Source organism: Bacillus thuringiensis (assembly GCF_001182785.1).
GTDB lineage: Bacteria > Bacillota > Bacilli > Bacillales > Bacillaceae_G > Bacillus_A > Bacillus_A thuringiensis_S.
The window spans coordinates 2,518,563-2,536,706 of the sequence record NZ_CP012099.1; the positions used below are offsets into that span (position 1 = coordinate 2,518,563).

Here is an 18,144-nt window from a genome sequence, read left to right on the forward strand (position 1 = left end):
ATACCGAATGGATAAACGTGAACAAGAATTACGTCAAAAAGTTTCTGACTTAAAAGCGAAAGCAGAAGAGTTTAATAATAGCGGTAAATATGAAGATGCAAAGGCAAAAATTGAGGAAGCAAAAAACGCGAAAAATGAATTAGATAACTACCTAGCAATGAAGCAAATTCAAGTTCCTGAGCCTGTAAACTCACAAGCAGGAGCGTTACCTCCAGCATCAGTTAAAAATGAAGATCCATCATACAAAGACGTATTTATGAAAGCTATTCGTGGTCAAAGTTTAAGTCATGAAGAAGTAAGTGTTATGCAGGAATATAAAGCAGCTTTATCTGAGAATACAGGTAAAGATGGCGGTTATATTGTTCCAGAAGATATTACTACAACTATTAATCAGTTAAAACAAACGGTTGATAACTTAGAACAATATGTAAATGTACAACCTGTTTCAACAAATAAAGGAGCTCGTACATTAGAAAAGCGTGCGGCATCAACACCATTTGCTCCATTATCTGAGTATGGTAAGCCGAATGCAATGCAAGAAATTGCTTCTCCTGAATTTGATCGTTTATCTTATGCAATTGAAGATTACGCAGGATTCTTACCAGTACCAAATGATTTATTAGATGATACAGATCAAGCTTTAGAAGAATATTTACGCCAATGGATCGCTAAGAAATCTATTGCTACTCGTAACTATCTAATTTTACAAGAACTTAACAAATTGACAAAGGTTGATTTTAAAGATTATAAAGGCATTAAAACAGCGTTAAATGTTACATTAGACCCGGCATTTGCAGCTGGAGCTAATATTTTTACTAACCAAGATGGATTCAATTACTTAGATCAGTTAGAAGATAAAAATGGTCGTCCGCTTCTTCAACCAGATCCAACAAATCCAACACGTAGTTTGCTGTCAGGAAAACTGGTTATTACTTTGTCCAATAAGACAATCGCCACAGATAAAGATGGGAAAGCACCTTTCATTGTTGGTAATTTAAAAGAAGCCATCATTCTTTGGGATAGAAAACAATTATCTATCGATATGACTACAGAAGGTGGAAACGCTTGGAGAACAAATACTTCTGAATTCCGAGCAATCGAGCGTGAAGATGTTACGCCATGGGATACAGAAGCAGTTGTGTATGGACAAATTATTGTTACGCCTAAAACAGGAGCTTAATAAGGTAGGAGGTGTCCTTCTTGGTGCTAAAATTAGAAGAAGCAAAGAAGTATCTTCGTGTGGATGGTGATGAGGAGGACGATCTCATTACATCTTTCGTAACAGCAGCTGAAATATATATTAAAAATGCTACAAGTAAAAATGTGGATTTAAAAAGCGAGCTTGCTAAATTAGCAGCTCGCATTTTAATCGCTCATTGGTATGAAAACCGTGAAGCGGTTGGAAAAGCTGAACAATTGGCATTTAGTTTGCAGTCGATATTAGTTCAGTTGCAATATTGTGGTGGTGATTCAAGTGAATCCAGCTAAATTAGATAAACGTCTTACATTTCAAGTGAAAGACGATGAAGCAAAAAGCCCAGACGGTGATCCAATCGAAGGTTATAAAAATTCTTTTACTGTATGGGGCTCTTTTATTTTTTTAAAGGGAAGAAAATACTTTGAAGCAGCATCAGCTAATAGTGAAGTTCAGGGTGAAACGGAAATACGATTTCGCGCAGATGTGAATGCTGATATGAAGATTAAGTACAAGAACGTAATGTATGACATTATTTCAGTTATTCCAACTGAAAAACATACTTTATCAATCATGTGGAAGCGTGGTGGAATGAATGGCTGATGGTGTTGATTTTTTAGGTTTTGATCGCTTGATATCCGAATTAGAACAAATGGGTCTACGTGGGGAAAAGATTGAAGATAAAGCTCTTGCAGCTGGTGGCGAACCGATTCGGAAAGCTATTTCTGAAATAGCCCCAAGAAGCGATAGCCCTAAAAAAGCAACAAAAAGTGAACCTTGGCGTACGGGGCAACATTTAGCTGATAATATCCGTGTTACAAAAGCTAAAATGGAAGGCGGCATAAAAACTATTAAGATTGGAATAGATAAAGCAGATCGTTCTCCATATTTCTATGGAAAGTTCGTAGAATGGGGAACATCTAAAATGCCAGCACAACCATTTATAGAACCAGGCTTTAATTCTTCAAAAGAAGCCGCAATTCGTGCTATGACAGACATCTTGAAGAATGAAATGAGGCTGAATTTATGATGAATTTACGCCCCGAAATTGTGCAAGCTCTTGAAAATAATCAGGAGCTTGTTTCTTTATTAGGTGGAAAACGTGTTTATTATCGTAAAGCCAAAAACGCTGAAGAGTTTCCGCGTATTACGTTTTTCGAACTAGACAATAGACCAGATGGCTTTGCAGATAACAAGGAAAGTGAAAGTGAAATTACATTCCAAATAGATATTTGGTCAAAAGGCAGTACAACAGCAATCCATCAAAAAGTGAATGAAATCATGAAAAGTATTGGTTTCTCACGTTATGCAGTTGCTGATTCATACGAAGATGATACACAAATTTTTCATTACGCGATGCGATTCGCGAAAGGAGTGGAGTTATAAATGGCTGGAGAAATTATTACAATTAGTTCGACTGTAGGTGTTGATAGTCTTGTTTATGCAAAACTAACAAAAGATAATGTAACAGGTGTGGAATATGCAACGGTAAAGAAAATGGAAGGTGCTGTAAAGGTTAAAACATCTAAAAAGGTATCTTCTGAGATTATGTGGAGCGATAATAAGAAATCAGAAATTGCAGAGTCTGACGGTGAAATTGAGGTTGAAATCGAACTTCGTAGTATTTCGCTTTCAACTAAAGCAGACATTGAAGGATATCCTGAAGTTAAAGATGGCGTATTAGACGAAAAACGTGAGGGTGAAAAGCCATATCTAGCTATTGGATATCGTTTTTTAAAGGCAAATAATAAGTATCGTTATGTTTGGCTACTTAAAGGAAAGCTTTCACAAGAGGAAGAAGAGGGTGAAACTAAGAAAGATAAGCCAAACTTCCAAACAACTAAACTAAAAGGAACTTTTATTGAGCGTGATTTTGATGATAGACCAAAATTTACAGCTGATGCAGATGAACCTACATTTACAAAAACGGTAGGTGATAATTGGTTTAGTAAGGTATATGAAAAACCAGTAACACCGCCAGTAGGAAAGTAAGGGGGAGCAAAAGCTCTCTCTTTTTTATTAACTAAGGAGGAATAAACTATGAAATTAACTTTACGAATCAATAAGGAAAATAAAACTTTTAATTTACCAGAGTTCATTCCAGCTCGCCTAATCCGTCAGGCGCCTGAGCTTGCCGATATTCCAAATAACCCTGGTCCAGAGGATATGGATAAAATGGTTAAATTTGTGGTGAATGTTTATGATGAACAATTCACCTTGGATCAATATTGGGATGGTGTGGATGCCCGTAAATTCTTATCAACAACGTCAGATGTAATTAATGCTATTGTCAACGAAACTGTGGATGCAGCTGGTGGTACACCTGGAACTGGAGAAGAAGAAAACCCAAACGCTTAGAGGGGGGAGGGCTGACGTTCAGTGAGTTTATGGACGAGCTCTACCTCTCTTTATTACGTCAGGGATATAAACACCATCACATCGATAACGAAATGGATATTTGGCATTATTTAAGGTTGAATCGCAAGCATCGTGATCAAAGTAATTCAAATAGTACAAATCAAAATTCAAATGAAATTGAAGTTCCAGCGGAAAACATTATCTAGCAAGGGGGTGAGACATTGGCGAATGAAATGAATAATCTAGTAGTTAGGCTTTCCCTTGATAATGTAAATTTTCGCCAAGGTATTGCGAATTCAGGACGTGCAGTAAGGACTTTACAGAATGAATTGAAATCAATTAGTACTGGTATGGGTGGTTTTGCAAACGCTAGTGAGCAAACACGAGCCAAAACGGATGCACTTAATAGATTAATTGAAGCACAAAAAGAAAAAGTTAGAGCATTACGCCAAGCCTATGATCAAAATAAGGCTAAGTTGGGTGAAAATGATGCAGCAACTCAACGATACGCTTCACAGGTTAATAAGGCGGTCGCTGATTTAAATAGATTCGAAAATGAATTAAAACAAGTAAACCGTCAAGCTGAACAAAAAGGGATGGATAAGTTAAATAATTCTTTGAAATCCTTACAGGCTGAATTTCAGTCTATTACAACAGGCATGGGCGGTTTTTCAAATGCAACAGAGCAAACACGGGCAAAAATTGATGTTCTCACTCGCATGGTGGATAAGCAGAAAGAAAAGATTAGGGAACTTCAACAAGCCTATAATCGTGCAAAAACTGAAGAAGGCGAAGCGAGTCAATCGGCACAACATTATGCTGAACAAATTCATCGTGCTACAGCTGAACTTAATAGATTTGAAACTGGGTTACAGCAGTCAAATCGTGAATTAGAGCAGCAAGGTAATCGTTTATTGAATTTTGGTAATCGTATGGAGACATTAGGTAACCATTTGCAAAATGCAGGAATGCAAATCGGTATGGTGTTTGGCGGTATGACTTATGCGATAGGACGTGGTTTAAAATCCGCGGTTACTGAATCAATGAATTTTGAACAACAAATGGCGAACATTAAAGCAGTATCTGGTTCTACTGGAGAAGAAATGAAAAAGTTAAGCGAATTAGCTATTAACATGGGAGAAACGACAAAGTACTCTAGTGTTCAAGCAGGACAAGGTATAGAGGAATTAATAAAAGCAGGAGTTAGTTTAACAGATATTATAAATGGTGGTTTAGAAGGTGCTCTTAACTTAGCTACAGCAGGAGAGCTAGAATTAGGCGAGGCGGCAGAGATTGCATCCACAGCCTTAAATGCATTTAAAGCAGATCACCTTTCAGTAGCAGATGCAGCTAACATATTATCAGGTGCAGCAAATGCATCAGCTACAGATGTACGTGAACTAAAATATGGTTTAGCGGCATCGTCAGCAGTAGCAGCAGGGGCTGGAATGACGTTTAAAGATACAGCTACGACTCTTGCAGTATTTGCTCAGAATGGGTTAACATATAGCCCCGTTGCGGAGAGATTCGCAGCGTAAAGGACGTGAATTGCTGGGAAGCTAAGGTTATATAACTATGCTAATCAGCAGCCGAGTCATTTAGGAATAAATGAAGGGTTCAGAGACTAGGGTATGGAGTCCAGAACGGACAGTAAAACCCCACGAGCGCGCCCCATCCTAAGGTGTAAGGCGAGGATGATGATATAGTCCGATACTCCAGTGAAAATTGGAGAATATGAGATAAAGAGCTCATATATAACGAATGTAAAAGGGTCTGATGCAGGTACTTCACTAAAAACAATGCTTATGCGGTTAAACCCATCTACTAAAGAAGCGTATAACAAAATGAAAGATTTAGGTCTTATCACATATAACGCCCAAGCGGGTTTTGATTTCTTAGTAAAAAACGGTATTCAACCAGCTTCAAGAAATGTAGGAGATATAGAAGTTGCTTTAGAAAAATACGTAATGAAAACCGAAGGGGTAACAAAGTGGAACGATAAATGTGATACAGCATTCCGTGAGTTAGCCACAAGTTCGGCTTTTTTATCATCAAAATTTTATGATCAACAAGGGCATATTCAAAGTCTAGAAAATATTTCAGGAACACTTCATGAGTCTATGAAAGATTTAACAGACCAACAACGAAGTATGGCTTTAGAAACATTATTTGGTTCGGATGCTGTACGTGGTGCAACTATTCTCTTTAAAGAAGGAGCAAAGGGTGTTAATGAGATGTGGGATTCCATGTCGAAGGTTACAGCGGCTGATGTCGCAGCAACTAAAATTGATACTCTACAAGGACGAATTACATTATTAGACTCGGCATTTTCTACAATGAAAAAGACAATTGGTGACGCGCTTGCCCCTGTGGTTAGTGCTTTTGTTGCTGGATTGCAGAAACTTGTGGATGGATTTAACTCATTACCAGGTCCAGTACAAAAGGCCATTGCAATTACAGGTGGTATTGTTCTTGCGCTAACGGCGGTAGCAACGGCAATAGGTGTAGTTCTTGCTGCAGTTGGGATGATCATGTCTGGGATTGGAGCATTAGCAACAGCATTAGGAATTGCTGGTGGTGCAGCGGGTCTGGCAGGTGCTGCAGTTGGGATGTTAGGAAGTGCATTGGGAGTGCTTCTTGGTCCAGTTGGCTTAATTGCAGCCGCTCTCATTGGAACTGGGGTTGTCGCATATAAAGCATATCAAAAAGCAACAGAGGACAGTATTGCTTCGGTAGATCGTTTCGTTACGAATACAGAGGGGAAAGTAAGTTCATCCACAAAGAAAGTTCTTGGTGAGTATTTCAAGTTATCTGATGGTATTAGACAAAAGTTAACTGAAATTAGATTGAACCATGAAGTGATAACTGAAGAACAATCACAAAAGCTAATCGGACAGTATGACAAGTTAGCTAACACAATTATAGAAAAAACAAATGCAAGACAACAAAAAGAGATTGAAGGCCTTAAAAAGTTTTTCGCTGATTCATATGTTTTAACAGCAGAAGAAGAAAATAAGCGCATCGAGCAACTAAATCAGCATTACGAACAAGAAAAATTAAAGACCCAAGAAAAAGAAAATAAAATCAAAGAAATTCTTCAAACCGCAGCGAGAGAAAACAGAGAGTTAACAACATCAGAACGCATCTCCTTGCAAGCTTTACAAGATGAAATGGACAGAGTTGCTGTAGAGCATATGTCTAAAAATCAAATGGAGCAAAAAGTTATTCTTGAAAATATGCGCGTACAGGCTAGTGAGATTTCAGCTAGACAGGCAGCGGAAGTTGTAGAGAATAGTGCCAAAGCAAGAGATAAAGTTATTGAAGATGCGAAAAAGACGCGCGATGAAAAAATTGCAGAGGCAATTCGTCAGCGTGATGAAAATAAAACAATTACTGCTGATGAAGCGAATGCAATCATTGCTGAGGCAAAACGTCAGTATGATAGTACAGTTTCCACGGCAAGAGATAAGCATAAGGAAATTGTGAGTGAAGCAAAATCCCAAGCTGGGGAACATGCGAATCAAGTAGATTGGGAAACTGGACAAGTAAAATCTAGGTTTGAAGTTATGAAAGATGATGTTGTTCGAAAAATGAAAGAAATGGGTTCGGATGTTTCCAATAAATATGATGAGATGAAAAATGCAGCCAGTAATAAAGTAGAAGAAATCAAAAATACTGTTTCAAGAAAATTTGAGGAACAGAAAAAAGCTGTTAAAGATAAAATGTCAGAAATAAAACATGACATTGAGGATAAGTGGAATACAGTCGAAAAATACTTTAGCACTATAAATCTACGTTCCATCGGTAAATCAATTATAGAAGGGCTTGGTAAAGGATTAGATGATGCTTCAGGCGGTCTGTTCAGTAAGGCAGCGGGAATTGCAAATGATATTAAAAAGACTATTTCTGGAGCGTTAGAAATTAACAGTCCATCTAAAGTGATGATACCAGTCGGTAGTGCAGTTCCAGAAGGTGTTGGAGTTGGTATGGATAAGGGGAAACGATTTGTTGTGGATGCAGCAAAAAATGTAGTTGGAACGGTTAAGAAACAGATGGGGAATATGCCATCTGTTTTTGATTTTGGATTCCAAACGTCGCATTATAGTATCCCTTATAATGCATTGGGTGATTTCAATGGGTATACGCAACCACAATCATCCTATAACAATGCACCTACAGCAAAAACTATGTTCTCGGATAGATCAGGTAGAGAACAAGAACTGAATGTAACGGTAAATATGACAAACGTTTTAGATGGAAAAGAATTAGCGAATGGAAGTTACGCATATACTACAAAGCTTCAAGATCGTGAACAAAAAAGAAGAGCGGAATTTTAAGGGTGGTGAGCACGTTGGGGAAAATCAGTTTTACTTTTAATAAGATCAGAAAAGATTATATTCAAATGCTAGTTGGAAGAAAACGCCCTTCCTGGGCTCCAGTTAAAAGAAAATTAGTAAGAGTCCCTCATCGCGCAGGGGCTCTTTTTCTTAATACAGAAACGGAGGAACGTCGTATTGATGTTCCTCTTGTAATTAAAGCGAAAAAAGATATGGCTGATTTACAAAAGGTAAAAGAAGATTTAGCGGATTGGCTATATACAGAGCAGCCAGCCGAACTTATTTTTGATGATGAATTAGACAGGACATATCTAGCTTTAATTGATGGTTCTGTAGACTTGGATGAGATAGTCAATAGAGGAAAAGGTGTCATTACTTTTGTTTGTCCGATGCCATATAAATTAGGGAAACAAAATACTCATACGTTCTCTCAAAATGGCTCTACAGAAGTGGCGACTTCTTTTATCAATCAAGGGAATATAGAAGCACCTCCAATTATTGAAGTGGAGGCCCAAAAACCAAGTACATTTTTAGATGTGTGGTTTGGTGAGCAGCCGTATAATCGTGATTACTTCAGAATTGGTTATCCTTTGAAAACAGAGCAATTACCTGTAGAAAGAAATCAAAGACTTATATGGGACGAAATGGCTACCACTGTAGGGTGGAGTAAAGTCAGTTCAATGGAAGACGGCAATCTAATTGGTGAAATGAAGACAGATAAATACCAATTCTATTGTTCTGATTTTGGTACCAGTACAGGTAAAGGATGGCATGGTGCAGCTGTTAAAAAAAGTATCCCTGGTGGCCCAGTGCAAGATTTTATTATGCAAGCCTATGTTACATGTAAGAGTAAAAAAATTAATGAAATGGGCCGAGTTGAGATAGCGATACTCGATGAAAATAGCAAGGTTCTTTCCAAAATTGCTATGAACGATCTCTTTTGGCAAGCTGAGCAAAATTTCGGAACGATGGTTATTGGATATGATAACAAACCAGGGAAAACGGGATTGATTTATGAGAGTGGTGATTATCCGAATACTTGGAATCAGTATTTTGGTCGATTGTGGATAGCTAGAACCGGAAATGTATGGGAAGCATATATTTCAAAATTCTTGCCGGGGACAGAGAAAGATGATTCAGAACGTTTTGCACGGTGGACAGATGAAAATAATTATCATATGGAAAAAGCCGCACAAATTCAGATTAGTATTATGCAATGGCAAGACGTTCCACCAGTAGAAGCGATGTCAGTTAGCGATTTGAAATTTTGGAAAGTGAATTTAAATACCAAAAACGATCCGCCTTACATTTTTGACGCAGGAGACAAAATTATTATTGATACGGAAAAAAGTCTTGTAACAATTAACGGTAAGAATGCAATTAATTTAAAAGACATTTTTAGTAATTTTCCAACTGTAATATGTGGTGAGAATCGTATCAATATAATGCCAGCAGATGTTAAAGCGACTGTTAGTTATAGGGAGAGATATAGATGAGAACACCAAGCGAAATTTTGCATATTGTGGATTTTAAAACAGATCAAATCGTTGCAGCTATTCAGCCACAGAACTATTGGGACGATAAAAGGCACTGGGAAATCAAAAACAATGTTGATATGTTGGATTTTACAGTTTTTGATGGCACAACTCATTCGGCTACGTTACAACAACAAAACCTTGTTTTAAAAGAAGTACGAGACGGAAGAATTGTACCATATGTTATTACAGAAGCTGAGAAGAATTCGGATAAACGATCCATTACCACATATGCTTCAGGAGCTTGGGTTCAAATCGCTAAGTCAGGCATTATAAAACCACAACGAATAGAAGGTAAAACAGTAAACGAATTCATTGATATGGCCCTAGTAGGAATGAAATGGAAACGTGGAAAAACAGATTATGCAGGATTCCACACAATGACTATTGATGAATTTATGGATCCGTTAACGTTTTTAAAGAAAATAGCTTCTTTATTTAAATTAGAAGTCCAGTACCGCGTTGAGATTCAAGGTTCACAAATCATTGGATGGTATGTTGATATGATTCAAAGGCGTGGTCGAGACACGGGGAAAGAAATAGAACTGGGGAAAGATTTAATAGGTGTTACACGTATTGAACATTCAAGGGATATTTGTACAGCACTAGTTGGCTTTGTGAAAGGTGAAGGCGATAATGTAATTACTATTGAAAGTATCAATAGGGGACTTCCCTATATTGTTGATAATGATGCATTTCAACGATGGAATGAACGTGGTAAACATAAATTTGGTTTTTATACACCAGAAACTGAAGAATTAGACATGACTCCAAAACGTTTAATGACTTTAATGGAAATAGAATTAAAAAAACGTGTCAATTCTTCAGTTTCTTATGAAGTAGAAGTACAATCGATTGGACGTATTTTCGGACTAGCACATGAACTAATTAATGAGGGAGATACGATCCGAATCAAAGATACAGGATTCACACCTAAGTTATACCTTGAAGCACGTGTAATTGCTGGTGATGAATCTTTTACGGACCCTACACAAGATAAATATGTGTTTGGTGATTATCGCGAAATTACTGATCCAAACGAAGAACTACGAAAAATTTATAATCGAATCTTAGGGTCATTAGGCAATAAACAAGAGCTGATAGATCAGTTAGATAAATTAGTGAAAGATGCAAATGAAACAGCTAGTAATGCTAAGAAAGAATCCGAAGCAGCGAAAACACTGGCTGAAAAGGTTCAAGAGAATCTTAAAAATAACACGGTAGAAATCATTGAAGCTAAGAATCCACCGACAACGGGGATGCAACCTTATAAAACACTTTGGCGTGATATTAGTAATGGGAAGCCTGGTATTTTGAAAATATGGACAGGCGCAGCTTGGGAATCGGTTGTACCAGATGTTGAATCCGTTAAGAAAGAAACACTTGAGCAGGTTAATAAAGATATTGAATCAACAAAAACAGAATTAAATCAAAAGGTTCAAGAGACACAAAATCAGGCGACGGGACAATTCAACGAAGTAAAGGAAAGTTTACAAGGTGTCAACCGTACAATTTCTAATATTGAAAATAAACAAGGTGAAATTGATAAGAAAGTAACTAAGTTTGAACAGGATTCTAATGGATTTAAAACTTCTATTGAATCATTAACGAAAAAAGATACCGAAATTAGTAATAAATTAAATACTGTCGAATCAAATGCGGAAGGTACAAAAAGGGCTATTTCTGATGTGCAACAAACAACTAATGATCTAAAGAAGACCACAACTGAAGTTAAAGAACAAGCAGGAAAGATTAGTGAAAAGTTAACAACTGTAGAAACAAAGGTTAATAGCGATAAAGCCGGTGGACGTAATCTGTTATTAGATTCAAATGCTAAATACGAAAAAACGGATTATTTAATCAATGTATTTTCGCTAACTGAAAATTTTGTTGCAGGTGAAGAATATACTTTTGTAATTAAAGGGAGTGTACCTGCAGGTCAAAAGTTTGGTATTTGGATGAATGGTGGGTCTAGTAATGTTGGATATGCAACAAGTGTTTATGCGAATGGAATTACCTATGTAACTTTTAAAGCTGTAGCAGTAACGAGTGGAAATGAAAGAAAGTTGAGCCTATATAACTTTCCGAGTAACACTACAAAAGCCACTGTAGAATGGGTCGCTTTATATAAAGGTAATAAGCCACAGGATTGGACACCAGCTCCAGAAAATCAAGTAACGAATGATGAATTCACTAAAAAAACAACCGAGATTGAAAAAAATGTGGATGGTGTAACAAATACTGTATCTAAGGTGAAGAATAGTCAAGATGGATTCGAAAAGCGCATAACTACAGTAGAACAAACAGCAACTGGATTATCTTCCACAGTGAACGAATTAAACAATGTTGTATCAGATCAAGGGAAAAAGCTTACTGATGCAAATACAAAACTCGAACAACAGGCAACAGCAATTGGTGCAAAAGTTGAGCTTAAACAAGTAGAAAATTATGTTGCTGGATTTAAGATACCTGAGTTGAAGCAAACAGTCGATAAAAATAAACAAGATTTGTTGGGCGAATTAGCTAACAAACTTGCAACTGAGCAATTTAATCAAAAAATGACTTTGATTGATAACCGCTTTATTATCAATGAACAGGGGATTAATGCTTCAGCCAAAAAGACAGAGGTATATACAAAAGAGCAAGCAAATGGGCAATTTGCCACATCATCTTATGTAAGAGATATGGAAACCCGTCTTCAGTTAACTGAAAAGGGTGTTAGTATATCTGTAAAAGAAAATGATGTAATCGCAGCATTCAATATGAGTAAAGAAAACATTACTTTGAATGCGAATAGGATTAACTTAAGAGGTTTTATTACAGCGGATCATATCAAAGGGCAAGTTTTAGAAGGAGTAACACTTAAAACGAGTGGAAACAGATTTGTTGAAATAAATAAACAAGACATGAAGATTTTCGATTTAGATAAGCCACGTGGTTATATAGGATTTATGGAGACAAATGATGGAAGTATTCAACCTTCATTAGTCCTTGGTTCTGATAATAGAAAATACGCTGGTACAGGATCATTTTATATTTATCAAGTCATGCCGCGAATTAATGGAGTCGATCAACCTTCTAAAGCGTATGCAAAATTTGGGGTTTCTAAAGGAGAAAATGCAGAAGGAACTAATATTTGGTCAAATTATATTCAAATGCAGAATGACGGTGGACATCTGAGCGTATATTCAGATGGACAATTTCGTTTTCAAAACTTGAATGATATTATTTTTGAATCTGAAGGGTGGGCTCCAGGATATGGTTACTTCTCTGTAACTACAACTGAACCGCATATTTTTAACAATAACAAGGGACAGTTTACTTTCAAAAGAAAAGGCAGTGACTATAAAATACATTTCATAAACGGCGCCACCGATCATGATTTAATCATGGGTAATGCAATGATAAGATCAAGTTTTGTACAAGGTTATAACAACGGATTACAGATTAAAGATATGATGGGTCAAGGATGGAAAGATATAGAATTAAGAACACTACGAGCGCAAGAAAATATAAATGCTAATGGTCAAATGTGGGCGAAAGCATTTAATCCTACGTCAGCTAGAAATATGAAAGAGAATATAAAAGATATTCCTTTCTCAGCTCTTGATAAAATCATGAGTTTGGCTATAAAACAGTACAATTTCAGAGACGACATGTATGATTTGTATCAAATGCGTGTGAACAAACCAGAAGAACAAACAGAACCATATACAACAAAAGAAATTGAAACGTATTTCGGTATGATTGCAGACGATACGGACGCTATATTTACAGATAAAGAGAAACGGGCTATAAATTTATATAATACTGTTTCTATCTTTATTGTAGCTTTCCAACAGCAGTATCATCAATTTAACGAAGAGTTAACTACTGTTAAAAGTGAGAATAAACAACTAAAAGAGCAGGTTACGACCCTAGCAAGCGATGTGTCCACATTAACAGATTTAGTTCAAAAATTAATTAGTGAGAAACCAGAGCAGCTATAAGCTGGTCTTTTTTTATTGCTTAAAAGGGGTGGTCAAAGTGGAAGGGTTACAAGATGTACGAAGTGATGTTCAAGAAATAAAGCAAGATATTAAGGACATTCGCTTAGAGATTAAAAGTTTAGAAATGCGGACAACAGGCAACGAAAAAGACATTATCAATATCAACAAACAGCTAGATAAAATCAGCGCCAATACTACCTGGATTTTACGACTTATTGTCGGCGGAATTGTTGGAGCAGCTCTCACTTTCTTTTTGAAAGGAGGTGGTATGTAATGTTTGAAATTACTGTAATGATTGGAATTGTAGTAGGTCTTTCACAGATTGGAAAAACAATTGGATTACAAACAAAATATGTTCCGTTACTAAATTTAACGCTTGGCATTATGCTTGGCGTTTTATTTATGGGCGGAGATATCAAAACAAATGTATTCCAAGGAATCATCATTGGACTATCAGCAAGTGGATTATTTGACCATACAAAAATTATGAAAAAGGATGTTGATGCTAAATGAAAAAGACAATGAAACATATTACCTCATTACTTATGATTCTAGTACTTGCTGTTTCTTTTGCTACAAGTGCTTTTGCTGATCGAACACTTATTATTCCTGATTTACCGAAACAACCATACCGTTATGGTATAGGTGCTTATGAGGGCGTTGTAGCACATTCTACAGCAACTCCAGAAGCTCCAGCTATTAACATTCAAAAATATGAGTCTCGAACATGGAGAAATGCATTTGTTCACTATGCAGTCGATTGGGATGAAATAATCCAAATTGCTGATACAAAATACATTGCTTATGGTGGCGGTCCTGGTGCTAATAAACGATTTGTACATGTAGAGTTATGCGAAACAGCGGACTATACAAAATTCAAACGCAGCTATGACAAATACGTTAAGTTACTAGCTAAAATCTTACGTGACCGTGGGTTATCTGTAGAAAAAGGATTGTGGACACATAGCGATGTAACTCATTACCTTGGCGGTACGGATCATGAAGATCCAATTGATTACTTAAAGTCTCATGGCGTTTCAGAAGCTCAATTTAGAGCAGATGTACAACGAGCATATAATAATTCTAGTGTGGATGTTTCTGTTCCTAAAAAGCCATCTAAACCAGCGGAAGTACCAACAGCAGTAACAGACGGTATCGCCTATATTGAAGGTTACAACGTTAACTTACGTAAAGGACCAGGTACAAGCTATTCTAAGATTCGTCAATTAAACAAACCAGAATCTTATATTGTGTGGGCGGAAAAGGATGGGTGGTTAAATCTTGGTGGAAATCAGTGGATTAAGAACGATTCATCTTATGTGAAGTTTAATAAGAAAAGTACAGTAGATTCTTCTATTGTTGGAAAGCGCGTTATTTCAAAAGTTAACAATCTACGTTTCTATGATGCTCCATCTTGGCAGGACAAAGATGTTGCTGGTTTCGTAGATGCAGGTGAGGGATTTACAATTGATGGGAAGTTAAATGTGAACGGTTCACTACAATTGAAGGTGCACAATAGTATAGGGAAAACATATTATATTACGATAAATGAAGTTTATGTATATGTAAGATAACTGTCATACCATAATATAGTACACTCATAGGAGATAGTTAAGTGTTTGATAAAAATGAAATACAAAAAACAAATGGGATATTTCAAACTAATGCATTAACCCCAAATTTAATTGGCCCCACACTCCCGCCAATCCCACCATTTACTTTACCAACCGGCCCCACGGGTCCAACAGGAGGGACAGGCCCAACGGGAGTAACGGGTCCAACAGGGCTAACAGGTCCAACGGGAGTGACGGGTCCAACGGGAGTGACGGGTCCAACGGGAGTGACGGGTCCAACAGGGATAACGGGTCCAACGGGAGTAACGGGTCCAACAGGGATAACGGGTCCAACGGGAGTAACGGGTCCAACAGGGATAACGGGTCCAACAGGAGTAACGGGTCCAACAGGGATAACAGGTCCAACGGGAGTAACGGGTCCGACAGGGATAACAGGTCCAACGGGAGGGACTGAAGGTTGTCTGTGTGATTGCTGTGTTTTACCTATGCAAAGCGTTTTACAACAACTTATTGGAGAAACTGTGATTCTCGGCACTATTGCAGACACACCAAACACGCCCCCACTTTTCTTTCTATTTACTATCACTTCCGTAAATGATTTTTTAGTTACAGTTACAGATGGCCCCACAACCTTCGTGGTTAATATTTCTGATGTAACAGGGGTAGGTTTTTTACCACCAGGACCACCTATCACATTACTTCCACCTGTCGATGTAGGATGTGAGTGTGAATGTCGTGAACGACCAATTAGACAATTATTGGATGCGTTTATTGGATCTACAGTAAGTCTTTTAGCAAGTAATGGTTCTATTGCAGCAGATTTTAACGTGGAACAAACAGGACTTGGTATAGTGCTAGGTACATTACCTATAAATCCAACTACAACCGTTAGGTTTGCTATTTCAACTTGTAAAATTACAGCTGTAAATATAACTCCTGCTACAATATAATAGATTTCTTTCAGAAGTATCTATTTAATTTCATTGATAATGATTATGTCATACAAACATACTTTGAAAAATGAATAATAAATGCACTACCAAAAAGGCAAGCATATACCAATGCTTGCCTTTCTTCTAACGACGATGTTCAACAAGGTCGATTACACCTAAAACGACGTGAGCTAAACCAAAACCAAATACTGTATTTGCAATCATTTTATTAGTTCCACGAGTTTGTTTAAGAGCATAACCTGCTGCTGTCACTGCTGTACCTAGAGCTGTTGGAATTAATCCTTCACGAATGTCCACAGTGATGCCTCCTTGTTCCGTAGTTAGTAAATTTGTTTTAATGCATTGAAGTAAAGTATTAAAACAAGTATTAGTATTTTACTTTTTAATAAAACTATGTAGAATTTCCATGTTATATAATTAGACAAATTTAACATTAAACATACAGTATATACGAAGGAGTATGTGTATTATCTGAACAAAAAAGTGCTAACAAGTTTGAAAATGAACTTGCTAGCACCTATACAAAATAGACATAAATTATCGCTGATATGTCTTCTTCAACAATAGCCATAATCAATTAAAACACACTAATATGAAATGCTCATAAACACATTCTTAATATACATGCAAATATACTCTTAGGCAATGCATATAATATAAATAGTTAATTAGATACATAGGAAGGTGGGATATTGATGGAGAGTGCATCTATTTCTAAAAAGTTTAACGTATTATTTGTTAAGTCTAGTGTTCCTGTATATTTTCCGGTACTAGAAGAATCTATATTTAACAGTTTGAAAAGAGCTATTGATGACGTGACGATGGTTACATACGAAAACTTGGTAAAAACAGCTTTAGAGATACAACCGAGTCTTATTATTGTATTCCATGGTTTTGAAGAAGGAATAAGTAAAGGAATACAAGATTTAAAACAATATAACTTTAAGACCGCACTTTGGCTCACAGACGATCCGTACTTTACAGATGTAACGAAAACCTTGGTAATGGATTATGATTATATTTTTACGCAAGATACAGGGTGTATTAATTTTTATAAAAATCTTGGATGTAATCATGTATTTTATTTACCTCTAGCAGCAGAACCCCCTGCATATACCCCCATATTTAGAGAAGAAGACTATATGTATGATATTAGTTTTATAGGGACTGCTTTTGAAAATCGGCTTGCTTTCATCGATTCAATTTCCGAATACTTGGTGACTAAAAACACCCTAATTTTAGGGAATAATTGGAATAAATTGAAGAGTTATGAATTATTGAAAGAGAAAATCGTACTCTTACCATTTTTAGTTTATGAAAATAATACAAAATATTACAAAAGTAGTAAAATTAATATTAACATACATCGAACTATTGAGGATTCAACATTTAATAGAAATGAACTAAAAATAAATGCTTGTTCAATTAACAACCGGACATTTGAAATAGCTAGTACAGGCTCTTTTCAAATGACAGATATTCGTTCAGATTTAGAAAAATGTTATATTCCAGGGGTACAAATTGAGACATTTACCTCTTCAGCTGATTTTATAGAAAAAGCAGAAATTTATTTAGCAAATCCAGAAAAAAGAAAAAAAGTCGCGATGGAGGGATTCAAGAGGACACTCATCGAACATACATATGATGAAAGAGTGAAACAGTTGTTAAAAATAATTGAAATCAACTTTAAAAAAGAAAATTAAGGTTCTGTGGCAAAGTTTTTTCTTTTTAATTTTCAGAGTAAAGGCGCGAATTAAAAGGATAAATGTTATGAATGTACAAAAAACTTTGTTTATTCAATCGGATATTCTGTTTTATTATCCAGAATTAGAAACATCTATTTATAACAGTCTTAAAAAAACGGATAAAAGGGTGTATCTATTTTTTAGATATGTTTCATTTAATCGAGGTAGATCCCTCACAGAAAATGAAACTGTATAAATAGGAGTGAATATTTTCTATACAAAAGTATGATAGAGTTTTAAGGTATAGTAGCGATAGAAGGACTATAAAAAGTGCTAACAAGTTTGCAAACGAACTTGCTAACACTTATACAGAATAGACATAAATTATCGCTGATATGTCGTCTTTAAAAATAGTCTTAATCAGTTAAATCACACTTATACGAAACGTTCATAAAAACCGTCTTAATATCAAGAATATAATCATCCAGATATTCCTTTACTTTTGAGGCGAAAACGAG

At 36.3% G+C, this 18,144-nt stretch carries 17 protein-coding genes and 1 pseudogene; 17 read left to right on the forward strand and 1 reads right to left on the reverse strand.

What is annotated here, in order from left to right:
* Window positions 1–7: 7 nt before the first annotated feature.
* The 16 genes and pseudogenes from AC241_RS13000 to AC241_RS13070 all read left to right on the forward strand — a co-directional run bounded on the left by AC241_RS13000 (window position 8) and on the right by AC241_RS13070 (window position 15,938).
* Window positions 8–1,180 (forward strand): phage major capsid protein, encoded by a 1,173-nt coding sequence (locus AC241_RS13000; RefSeq protein WP_050843760.1) that lies wholly within the window; start codon window positions 8–10, stop codon window positions 1,178–1,180.
* A 20-nt stretch (window positions 1,181–1,200) separates the two neighbouring features.
* Complete coding sequence (locus AC241_RS13005; RefSeq protein WP_050843762.1) at window positions 1,201–1,488, forward strand: head-tail connector protein; 288 nt, start codon at window positions 1,201–1,203, stop codon at window positions 1,486–1,488.
* Window positions 1,475–1,798: a phage head closure protein gene (locus AC241_RS13010; protein ID WP_050843763.1), complete on the forward strand. Its 324-nt coding sequence runs from the start codon at window positions 1,475–1,477 to the stop codon at window positions 1,796–1,798. The genes AC241_RS13005 and AC241_RS13010 overlap by 14 nt, the downstream gene beginning before the upstream one ends.
* Entirely contained in the window at window positions 1,791–2,225 is a 435-nt protein-coding gene (locus AC241_RS13015) for an HK97-gp10 family putative phage morphogenesis protein (protein WP_050843765.1), read from the forward strand. The genes AC241_RS13010 and AC241_RS13015 overlap by 8 nt, the downstream gene beginning before the upstream one ends.
* Window positions 2,222–2,581 carry a tail completion protein gp17 gene (gene gp17, locus AC241_RS13020; RefSeq protein ID WP_050843767.1) on the forward strand — a complete coding sequence of 120 codons (360 nt, stop codon included), beginning with the start codon at window positions 2,222–2,224 and terminating at the stop codon, window positions 2,579–2,581. Before AC241_RS13015 ends, gp17 begins: the two co-directional genes overlap by 4 nt.
* Window positions 2,582–3,187, forward strand: coding sequence for a major tail protein (locus AC241_RS13025; RefSeq protein WP_050843769.1), 606 nt, complete (start codon window positions 2,582–2,584; stop codon window positions 3,185–3,187).
* 48 nt (window positions 3,188–3,235) lie between these two features.
* Window positions 3,236–3,553: a phage tail assembly chaperone G gene (gpG, locus tag AC241_RS13030; RefSeq protein WP_050843770.1), complete on the forward strand. Its 318-nt coding sequence runs from the start codon at window positions 3,236–3,238 to the stop codon at window positions 3,551–3,553.
* Window positions 3,554–3,582: 29 nt separating this feature from the next.
* Complete coding sequence (locus AC241_RS34295; protein ID WP_000344056.1) at window positions 3,583–3,759, forward strand: hypothetical protein; 177 nt, start codon at window positions 3,583–3,585, stop codon at window positions 3,757–3,759.
* 15 nt (window positions 3,760–3,774) lie between these two features.
* Window positions 3,775–5,055 (forward strand): annotated as a pseudogene (locus tag AC241_RS13035) (phage tail tape measure protein); the annotation flags it as partial.
* 216 nt (window positions 5,056–5,271) lie between these two features.
* Entirely contained in the window at window positions 5,272–7,890 is a 2,619-nt protein-coding gene (locus AC241_RS13040; RefSeq protein WP_050843774.1) for a phage tail tape measure protein, read from the forward strand.
* A 14-nt stretch (window positions 7,891–7,904) separates the two neighbouring features.
* The gene (locus AC241_RS13045) at window positions 7,905–9,386 is read left to right on the forward strand and encodes a distal tail protein Dit (RefSeq protein WP_080990786.1); all 1,482 of its coding nucleotides are present in this window, start codon (window positions 7,905–7,907) and stop codon (window positions 9,384–9,386) included.
* A complete protein-coding gene (locus AC241_RS13050) occupies window positions 9,383–13,414 on the forward strand; it encodes a phage tail spike protein (RefSeq protein WP_050843776.1) in 4,032 nt (1,343 codons plus the stop codon). The genes AC241_RS13045 and AC241_RS13050 overlap by 4 nt, the downstream gene beginning before the upstream one ends.
* 37 nt (window positions 13,415–13,451) lie before the next feature.
* Window positions 13,452–13,688, forward strand: a complete 237-nt coding sequence (locus AC241_RS13055) for a hemolysin XhlA family protein (protein WP_050843778.1) — start codon at window positions 13,452–13,454, stop codon at window positions 13,686–13,688.
* On the forward strand, window positions 13,688–13,927 hold the full coding sequence (locus AC241_RS13060; RefSeq protein WP_000461723.1) for a hypothetical protein: 240 nt from the start codon (window positions 13,688–13,690) through the stop codon (window positions 13,925–13,927). Before AC241_RS13055 ends, AC241_RS13060 begins: the two co-directional genes overlap by 1 nt.
* Entirely contained in the window at window positions 13,924–14,988 is a 1,065-nt protein-coding gene (locus AC241_RS13065) for an N-acetylmuramoyl-L-alanine amidase (protein WP_050843780.1), read from the forward strand. Before AC241_RS13060 ends, AC241_RS13065 begins: the two co-directional genes overlap by 4 nt.
* A 41-nt stretch (window positions 14,989–15,029) precedes the next feature.
* Window positions 15,030–15,938, forward strand: a complete 909-nt coding sequence (locus tag AC241_RS13070) for an exosporium leader peptide-containing protein (protein WP_050843782.1) — start codon at window positions 15,030–15,032, stop codon at window positions 15,936–15,938.
* A 126-nt stretch (window positions 15,939–16,064) separates the two neighbouring features.
* On the opposite strand, the gene AC241_RS13075 is transcribed toward AC241_RS13070, so the two are convergent.
* Window positions 16,065–16,238 carry a hypothetical protein gene (locus AC241_RS13075; protein WP_000354585.1) on the reverse strand — a complete coding sequence of 58 codons (174 nt, stop codon included), beginning with the start codon at window positions 16,236–16,238 and terminating at the stop codon, window positions 16,065–16,067.
* A 398-nt stretch (window positions 16,239–16,636) separates the two neighbouring features.
* On the opposite strand from AC241_RS13075, the gene AC241_RS13080 reads away from it, so the two are divergent.
* Window positions 16,637–17,644, forward strand: a complete 1,008-nt coding sequence (locus tag AC241_RS13080; protein ID WP_050843784.1) for a CgeB family protein — start codon at window positions 16,637–16,639, stop codon at window positions 17,642–17,644.
* The last annotated feature ends 500 nt before the right edge of the window (window positions 17,645–18,144 follow it).

What these genes read in the sequence shown, in the direction of transcription:
- AC241_RS13080 (WP_050843784.1), top strand. Translation starts at nt 16,637, where the DNA reads ATGGAGAGTGCATCTATTTCTAAAAAGTTTAACGTATTATTTGTTAAG.
- AC241_RS13060 (WP_000461723.1), top strand. Translation starts at nt 13,688, where the DNA reads ATGTTTGAAATTACTGTAATGATTGGAATTGTAGTAGGTCTTTCACAG.
- AC241_RS13025 (WP_050843769.1), top strand. Translation starts at nt 2,582, where the DNA reads ATGGCTGGAGAAATTATTACAATTAGTTCGACTGTAGGTGTTGATAGT.
- AC241_RS13000 (WP_050843760.1), top strand. Translation starts at nt 8, where the DNA reads ATGGATAAACGTGAACAAGAATTACGTCAAAAAGTTTCTGACTTAAAA.
- AC241_RS34295 (WP_000344056.1), top strand. Translation starts at nt 3,583, where the DNA reads ATGGACGAGCTCTACCTCTCTTTATTACGTCAGGGATATAAACACCAT.
- AC241_RS13065 (WP_050843780.1), top strand. Translation starts at nt 13,924, where the DNA reads ATGAAAAAGACAATGAAACATATTACCTCATTACTTATGATTCTAGTA.
- gpG (WP_050843770.1), top strand. Translation starts at nt 3,236, where the DNA reads ATGAAATTAACTTTACGAATCAATAAGGAAAATAAAACTTTTAATTTA.
- AC241_RS13015 (WP_050843765.1), top strand. Translation starts at nt 1,791, where the DNA reads ATGGCTGATGGTGTTGATTTTTTAGGTTTTGATCGCTTGATATCCGAA.
- AC241_RS13050 (WP_050843776.1), top strand. Translation starts at nt 9,383, where the DNA reads ATGAGAACACCAAGCGAAATTTTGCATATTGTGGATTTTAAAACAGAT.
- gp17 (WP_050843767.1), top strand. Translation starts at nt 2,222, where the DNA reads ATGATGAATTTACGCCCCGAAATTGTGCAAGCTCTTGAAAATAATCAG.